Source organism: Streptomyces sp. NPDC002206 (assembly GCF_053593595.1).
In genome coordinates, this window is record NZ_JBSFCW010000078.1 from 1 (window position 1) to 7,263 (window position 7,263).

General features: G+C 69.1%; 7 protein-coding genes and 5 pseudogenes. 5 read left to right on the forward strand and 7 right to left on the reverse strand.

From position 1 onward, the window contains the following. Positions 1 to 98, reverse strand: a pseudogene (locus ACWCP8_RS40915) (integrase); the annotation flags it as partial. A gap of 40 nt (positions 99 to 138) precedes the next feature. Between ACWCP8_RS40915 and ACWCP8_RS40920 the strand changes: the two are divergent. Then, positions 139 to 252 (forward strand): annotated as a pseudogene (locus ACWCP8_RS40920) (tRNA (adenosine(37)-N6)-threonylcarbamoyltransferase complex transferase subunit TsaD); the annotation flags it as partial. A gap of 12 nt (positions 253 to 264) precedes the next feature. Then, positions 265 to 506: pseudogene (locus ACWCP8_RS40925) on the forward strand (hypothetical protein). On the opposite strand, the gene ACWCP8_RS40930 reads toward ACWCP8_RS40925, so the two are convergent. The 3 genes from ACWCP8_RS40930 to ACWCP8_RS40940 all read right to left on the reverse strand — a co-directional run bounded on the left by ACWCP8_RS40930 (position 457) and on the right by ACWCP8_RS40940 (position 1,682). Continuing rightward, positions 457 to 996 (reverse strand): hypothetical protein, encoded by a 540-nt coding sequence (locus tag ACWCP8_RS40930; RefSeq protein ID WP_451121627.1) that lies wholly within the window; start codon positions 994 to 996, stop codon positions 457 to 459. The pseudogene ACWCP8_RS40925 and the gene ACWCP8_RS40930 overlap by 50 nt on opposite strands. Positions 997 to 1,152: 156 nt before the next feature. Further along, entirely contained in the window at positions 1,153 to 1,326 is a 174-nt protein-coding gene (locus ACWCP8_RS40935) for a hypothetical protein (protein ID WP_451121629.1), read from the reverse strand. 80 nt (positions 1,327 to 1,406) lie between these two features. After that, positions 1,407 to 1,682 carry a hypothetical protein gene (locus tag ACWCP8_RS40940; RefSeq protein WP_328624116.1) on the reverse strand — a complete coding sequence of 92 codons (276 nt, stop codon included), beginning with the start codon at positions 1,680 to 1,682 and terminating at the stop codon, positions 1,407 to 1,409. A 253-nt stretch (positions 1,683 to 1,935) separates the two neighbouring features. On the opposite strand from ACWCP8_RS40940, the gene ACWCP8_RS40945 reads away from it, so the two are divergent. Next, positions 1,936 to 2,094, forward strand: a complete 159-nt coding sequence (locus ACWCP8_RS40945) for a hypothetical protein (protein ID WP_451121631.1) — start codon at positions 1,936 to 1,938, stop codon at positions 2,092 to 2,094. A 319-nt stretch (positions 2,095 to 2,413) separates the two neighbouring features. On the opposite strand, the pseudogene ACWCP8_RS40950 reads toward ACWCP8_RS40945, so the two are convergent. Then, positions 2,414 to 2,766 (reverse strand): annotated as a pseudogene (locus ACWCP8_RS40950) (transposase); the annotation flags it as partial. A 38-nt stretch (positions 2,767 to 2,804) separates the two neighbouring features. Continuing rightward, a complete protein-coding gene (locus ACWCP8_RS40955) occupies positions 2,805 to 3,743 on the reverse strand; it encodes a CPBP family intramembrane glutamic endopeptidase (RefSeq protein ID WP_451121632.1) in 939 nt (312 codons plus the stop codon). 488 nt (positions 3,744 to 4,231) lie between these two features. Here ACWCP8_RS40955 and ACWCP8_RS40960 point away from each other — a divergent pair, with 488 nt between their 5' ends. Continuing rightward, on the forward strand, positions 4,232 to 5,434 hold the full coding sequence (locus ACWCP8_RS40960) for a sensor histidine kinase (protein ID WP_451121634.1): 1,203 nt from the start codon (positions 4,232 to 4,234) through the stop codon (positions 5,432 to 5,434). Then, positions 5,431 to 6,129, forward strand: a complete 699-nt coding sequence (locus ACWCP8_RS40965) for a response regulator transcription factor (RefSeq protein ID WP_352271032.1) — start codon at positions 5,431 to 5,433, stop codon at positions 6,127 to 6,129. Before ACWCP8_RS40960 ends, ACWCP8_RS40965 begins: the two co-directional genes overlap by 4 nt. 127 nt (positions 6,130 to 6,256) lie before the next feature. On the opposite strand, the pseudogene ACWCP8_RS40970 reads toward ACWCP8_RS40965, so the two are convergent. Then, positions 6,257 to 7,104 (reverse strand): annotated as a pseudogene (locus ACWCP8_RS40970) (transposase); the annotation flags it as partial. Between the last annotated feature and the right edge of the window lie 159 nt (positions 7,105 to 7,263).

Genomic DNA, 7,263 nt, shown 5'->3' on the forward strand with positions numbered 1-7,263 from the left:
ATGCCGGCCGCGTGCAGGATCTCCCACACCGTGGACGGCGCGATCGGATGCCCCAGCCGGGCCAGTTCACCCTGGATCCGCCGGTGGCCCCACCGGGCTCCCACCAGCAGCGATGACTTTGCAAGCCCCACAGGTACCGCGTCGAGCTGGGACCTCTCCGCCGACTCCTCCCTGCCGGTGACGGACCCGCACGTGCCCGGGCACTCCCACGATCACGTTTGCGACATCGGCAAGGAGAACCTCTGCTCGTGACCGTCGCCCTTGATGTGGGAGGCCCGGGCGGTGGCGGGCCGGGGCGAGGAACTCCTCGCCTGGGCCTGCGCGCCGGAGCTACCCGCCCCGCCCCTGTGCCGCGAGACCTTCCGGGCCCCGCGAGACTGGGTGCTGGTCATCACATGGTGGGACCCGCGTACGACACCGAACTGGCCGAACTCCCGGAGTCCGACAGGGGGTTGGTCACACCGGCGGTGTATCAGTGGCGGTTCGAGTCGGTGGCGACGGCCTGACCGGGGAGTACGAGAGCTCCCACGGACTGCCCGGGACGTGCCCCCGCCACAACAGCACGGCGTTCTTCTTCTCCCAGCGCGCTGCGATGCCGGCCCGGATCAGCCAGTCCAGGGACACCCACAGGGGGGTCAGAGACAGCCAGGGGCTCAAAGTCAGTCCCGCGACCAGTGCCGCCACCAGCAGCACGGAGAAGAAACCCTTGTCGACGAGGTTGTGGCGCAGGGAGTAGTCGGCGGGTCGGGGGGTTTCGGAGTCGTCCAGCGGAACCGCTTCCTCGAAGGTGCGAACCACACTGACCCACTTGAGCCGGGAAGCCTCAAGCATCCCGAAGAGCACGCCGCCGAGCATGGAGACGACCACGACCATCCACACCGCGTCGTCGACCACGGCAGGTATCCCGCGCACGCCGAAGGCCACCGGCGCACCGACGACGCAGGCGCACACCGCCATCGCGACGCCCATCAGCTGATGGTGGACGTACCTGATCACCGAGCCCCCGTACTCCCGACGCCGAGGGGCACCCCACCCCCGACATCTCTGCCTCGCACCGCAGCCTCCGGTCCAGGCTCAGCATCCGTAGCGGTCCCGTGAGGGTCAGCCGCGCAGTGTGCCGTAGGTCCGCGCTGGACGCCGCCAACGCTAGTTTCAGCGGCCCGGTTCAACCACCCAGTAGCCTGAACGGTCGGTGAACGCCGAGAGATCTCCGTGGAAGCAGAAGGTCAGCAGGCCCGCCTCGCCCGGCGCCAGCTCCAGCCGCTGCTGGGCGTCTACGAGCCCAGTTGGCCGGGGTTGGCTGTCGACCGCCGTCCAGCTCGGCATGCCGGGCTTCGGGCAGTCCGGAGGAACCGATGAGGCGAGGAGACCAACGCCGTGAAATCAGGAGCGACCAAAGACGGAGATCAAAACGGAACCGACATCCCGGCCTCGCGCAACTTGGACAGAGCCGCGGACATGCACTGTTGCGCAGTCCTCCCATCAGCACGCATGCCATGTTCCAAGGGACCCCCACTGGCGGCGAACGTCCAGGCCGGCGCGTTGTCAGCCACTCTCTCAGCGTCCACCCTGATCAAGGCATTCACGCCCTGCTCACCCAGCCATTCCAGGATGAGTAGCGTCACGTCCTCGATGCCACGATCCTGGTCGGTCTTTGGCCAGCGGCCTCGATTTCCTGTCATTGCCCCGACTCTACCGAGGCCTTCGCGGCGGTCGGGGCGCCCGTTGGTCAAGCTGGGGAATCAGCGCCCGGTTTCCAGTACGGCGAAGAGTGCAGCGCACTCGCTGGCGAAGGAGCAGAGGTGGTCCACGACCTACCGAGACCCCTGCGGATCCCAGTCCCTGCGGGGCGGACCCTCGGTCCACTGGAGGTACCCGACCAGATCGCCTCCCACATCAGCGCGTTCGTCAATCGCCTCTAGCCTCCTTCCCGCTGTGATGACAGAAACCTTGGACGAGCCTCATCTTCCCACCTCAGAAGGCACTTTCACCTTTCCGATCAAGATCCGCACCCTGTTCAGCAGCTCCGCCGATCAGGTCGGCGAGGAACTGAACCGCGCGTCCCGTGTAATGACACCAGCCGCCATTGCGTGAGGCCACGGTGACAGTCCACTCGTCGGGACCAGAGCCTGTGGTGCTCCAGAGGAAGTAGTCGCCCTGGTTCGACGTGGCCCAAGGCAGCAAGGCCCCCAGGGGCAGGAAAGGGGGTGCAGAGGATTGGACATCTCTGCACCCGCACACCATTCAGCGAGAATCTCAAGGTCTTCGGGGTCCTCTGCCCATGCACTCTCCTGCCCGGGGTTCGGGGTTTAGCTACTCTTCTTTCGATGCAAAATGAATTGATCCATATCCTTCATCCAGCCGGAGAGCTGGATTCCAGACTTCCCTTCCTGGACATCCAGAGTCAGCGCACGCCACGATCGACCGGACTCGGTCCCGTCTGGCTCCCCCTTTTATGGCTCGCACGTGGCTGGAGTCGACCACCGCACGCGACCAGTCGAGACGGGCCACCGCGTTGAGCTCGGCCAGCAGCACTTCGTGCAACTGCTGCCAGATGCCGGCCTCGTTCCAGTCCCGCAGTCGCCGCCAGCAGGTCATGCCCGAGCCAAAGCCCAACTCCACGGGCAGGTACTCCCATTGGATGCCGGTGTGCAGCACGAAGAGGATGCCGCACAGCACCTGTCGGTCCGGCAGCGGCTTGCGGCCCGGGTGCCGAAAAGCGGCACCGTGTCCGAACAGCGAAGCGCGTGGAGGGCGGGCAGCCAGGCTGCCCGCCCTCCACGCGCCGGTGGCGCGGCCCCGTGTCAGTTCTGCCGTACCTGTGCCATTTCGGCGCGGGTGTAGATGCGGCCCTGGCGCTTGGCGGTTATGAGGAACAGCACGGTGGGCACGGCGCACACCAGGACGGCGAAGATGCTGGCCTCGGGGCCGAAGTCGCCGCCGGTCAGGGCCTGGGGACCGCTGACGGAGGCGTGCAGCAGGCCGCCGGTGCCGGTCCCGGAGCCGGAGACGGCGGTGCCGTAGATGCCCTGCTCGGCCATGTTCCAGCCCAGGTGCAGGCCGATCGGCAGCCACAGCGAGCGGGTGGCGGCGTAGAGCGCGCCGAACATCAGCCCGGCCTCGACGGCGATGGCCAGCGCGCCCCAGAGCGTCGCGTCGGGGTTGACCAAGTGCAGGCCGCCGAAAGCGAGCCCGGAGACGGCCAGCGCCCCCCACGTCCCGGTCTTCTCCTCCAGCACCCGAAACAGCGCACCGCGGAAGGCCAGTTCCTCAGTGACCGCCACGCAGCTCATCAACCCCAGCGTGGTCAGTGCGCCACCAATCGATCCCCAGCCGTGGATGTGGTATCCGCCGGTCATCGCGACCAGCGCGATCGTGACGGTGAACAGACCCAGCCCGAGCAGGGCGCCCCGGCACAGTTCCGGCCGGGCCTGCGCCGGAGCCAGCTCCTGCGGGCTGCCGCGGCCCTCCAGGTACCGCACGAGCCTGGCATAGGCGGCCAGGGCGAGGCCGCCGGTGGCCACTCCGCTGATCAGAGCGGTCAGCGGAGTGGCGGCGGCGGCGCTGTTGATCGCGCTGGTGATCCCGCCCACGGCCAGCATCAGCACGAACAGCACCGGCAGACGCACCCACGTCGACGTCGCCCACCGCGCGGGGTGCCCGGTGTTCTTCCCGGCCGATCCGGTCCTTTCGGCTCCGCGACCGGCGAGTCGTTTCGGTGACTGGTGGTGGTTGGACGACATGGCTTCCTCCTCAGGGGCCCGCTCCCAGCAGGCGGTCTCCGCTTTCGATGCCGGAAAACTACGGGCCGCGGCTCCTGCGAATCGTCACCACCGGGTGGGCACTTGCCGCATCCTCCGGTCCCCCGAGCGAGCTACCCGGCTGTTCTCTTGCGGGGGACACAACTCCCGCCACAGGACGCTAGATTCACCGAACAGGACCGTCCGGTCCGCGCTGCCGTGTGGTGCGGATGCCGGACGGGGCGTACCGAATGGACCAGGCCGCGGACCACGGCCCGGTCCTCATGCCGCTCAGTGCCGGACTTACGAGATCATGGATGATGACGGAAGACCAAGCAGCTTGTGAACCATCAGGCTCGGCATGCCCCGCGCCGACGGACCCCGCTCCCCGCCCGGGCCGGCCAAGGACCGGCCGGCCCGCGGCGCCCTCTTCCGGGGCCGGGGCCGAACCGCGGGCGCGGGACAGGGGCCCCTCCGCACGCGGGAACCCGGTGGCCGCCGCGACCAGTCGGCTCCGCTGGCTGTCGCGGTGGTGGGGAGCACGCCCCACCGCTACCAGGGACCGCGAGTTCGCGCTCGTCTTCACCGTGCTGTCGTTCGCGGAGCCGCTGTCACGGGTCGGGGCGCGGTTCGGCGACCTTCCCACTCACGGCGCCTCCGTGGCGAGCGTGCTGCTGACGTTGGGTCAGACTCTGCCGCTCGCGGTGCGCACCCGATGGCCGGCCGTCTGCCTCGCGGTAGCGGGGACCTCGTTCGCAGTCCACGAGTGCCTCGGCTACCCGGCGGCCTTCGGCAGCCTGGGGCTGTACATTGCGCTGTACTCCGTGGGTGCCCACCAGGAACGCCTCCGGCGGGCCGTACCGCTGGCGGCGACAGGCGGGTACCTGGTGTTCGATGTCGTCCTGTACGCGCTGGGCTCGCCCGACGGCCTGACCGACTTCCTGGTCTACTACCTGGTCCTGGTGGCGATGTGGGGCCTGGGCGTCCTGGTTCGCGGGCGGCGGGCGCACGAGGCCGAGCGTCGGCGCCTGTCCGCACAGGCGGCCATCTATGCGGAACGCGGGCGACTGGCCCGGGAGCTGCACGACGTGGTGACCCACCATGTGACCGCGATGGTCGTGCAGGCCGGCGCGGCACAGTACCTCACCGGGTCACCGGACCGGATCGGCGAGGCCCTTGACGCCATCAACGGCACCGGCCGCCGCGCGCTGGCCGAACTACGGTTCCTGCTCGGCGTGCTGGAGGCGACCGGCGAGTCGGCGCCCAAGGAACGGACGCCGTTGCCGGGCCGGGTGCCTGACCTGGTGGAGCAGACACGAGCGGGCGGCCAGCCGATCGAACTGGTCGAGGACGGAGAGCAGCGGGACATGGACATAGGCGCCCGACTCGCGGCGTATCGCGTCGTGCAGGAATCCCTGACGAACGCCGTGAAATACGCCGCGGGCAGGCCGACACTGGTACGGCTCACGCACGCCCCCGACTGGACGGACATCGAGGTCACCACCGCCCAAGCGGCCGACGGCGCGCCCGTGTCCGCCGCCCTCCGCGACGGCGGGCCGCACGTCTCGGGCGGCCGGGGCCTGACCGGGCTACGGGAACGGGTGGAGATGCTGGGCGGCGAGTTCGCCGCCGGGCCCCGCCCGGAGGGCGGGTTCCGCGTGCACGCACGCATCCCCACAGAGGGTGCCGCATGAGTGTTCCGCCCGCTGCGATCAGGGTGCTGGTCTGCGAGGACCAAGCCCTCGTGCGCGCCGGCTTCGTCACGATCCTCTCCGCCCAGCCCGACATGGAGGTCGTGGGCGAGGCCGAGGACGGCCGAGCGGCGATCCGGAGCGCGCAGGAGCTGAAGCCGGACGTCGTCGTCATGGACATCCGCATGCCCCTGCTCGACGGAATCGAGGCCACCCGCCGCCTGGCAGGACCCGACTCCCCCAACCCCGCGAAGATCCTCATCGTCACGACCTTCAACGTCGACGAATACGTGTACGAGGCCCTCCGTGCCGGCGCCAGCGGCTTCCTACTCAAGGACGCCCCACCGCCCGAACTGATCAACGCGGTACGCACCGTCGCCCGCGGCGAGTCCCTCCTCGCCCCCGCCGTCACCCGCACCCTGATCGGCCGCTTCGCCGAACGCCTGCGCCCCACCACCGTCCCCACGTCCCCCGAGCGCGACCGCCTCAAGGTGCTCACCCCCCGCGAGCACGAGGTCCTCCTTCTCATCAGCAAGGGCCTGTCGAACGCCGAAATAGCCGCCCAGTTGGTCATCAGCGCAGAGACCGTGAAGACCTACGTCTCCCGCATCCTCACCAAACTGGACCTCCGCGACCGCGTCCAGGCGGTGGTCCTGGCGTACCGGACGGGCGTGGCGGGAGGCGGCGACCGAGCCTGACGACCGTGTGACACCGGCCGGGGCCGTCGGCCCACCCAGGCGTCGGCAACATGCGGTCCCACCCATGGCTGACGTGCGGTTGACGACCTCCTCCTACCTCGTGCTCGGGATCATAGGCAAGCTGGGCGAGTCGGGTGTCGTAGCTGACGGGCCGACCGCCTCTGGAGCCTTTGTTCGCCCGGTTGGCCGCCTGGTCCCTCTTCTCCGGAATGACTGCCTTGATGCCACGTTTCCGCAGGTGGGCGGCGCGGTTGCCGCGGGACGAGTAGGCCTTGTCCCCGGCGACCGCACCCGGCCGGGTGCGAGGACGGCCGACAGGTCCCCGGACCCATATCTTCTTCAGCACCGGGATGAACTGCGGGCTGTCCGCGGCCTGTCCAGCGGTCAGGACGAACGCCAACGGGCGGCACTTGCGGTCGGCGGCGAGGTGCACCTTGCTGGTCAGACCGCCCCTCGATCGCCCGAGCAACGCGACTTTCAGCCGGAGCTTGCGACGGCGCCGGACTTGTCGCCGTTCCTCTCGTGCCGGACCGTCTCCGGCGTCCTGCCCGGCTTGTCCCTCCGCACCGCCCCCCTTTGTCGAGCCTTCTCCTCCTCGGCGGCGGCCTTCTCCAGGGCGGCGAGCGTGTCGGAGTCGAGGCGCATCCCAGCAGCGTCGTGGTGGGCCCTGGCGGTGGTGGAGTCCACGCTGACCAGGGACAAGTCCACCTCGCCCCGCTTCGCGGCTTCAGCGATCAGGCCCTCCAGGAGGGCCTCGAAGACGCCGGCGTCCCTCCACTGCCGGAAGCGGTTGTGGACGGTCGACCAGGCACCGAACTCCTTCGGCATCTCCCGCCACTGCCCCGCCGTCCTGAAGCGCCAGATCACTCCCTCGAACTGCTGTCGCAGTCGCCCGGGGTACGGGCCGTACTCGCCGACCGGAAGGTACGGCTCGATGAATTCCCACTCCGCGTCAGTCAGTTGCACTCGCGTCACGTATGACGATCTACCTGATCAGACTCCGCCACGAGGCCGAATCCGGCAGATTGATCACGACCCGATACGCGCCCTAGTACTCCAGCAGTACTTTGTGGCTTGACCTGGGGAAACGTCGAGCGGTGGGAGTGTAGCGGGCAGGTTGCCGTCACGGACGGC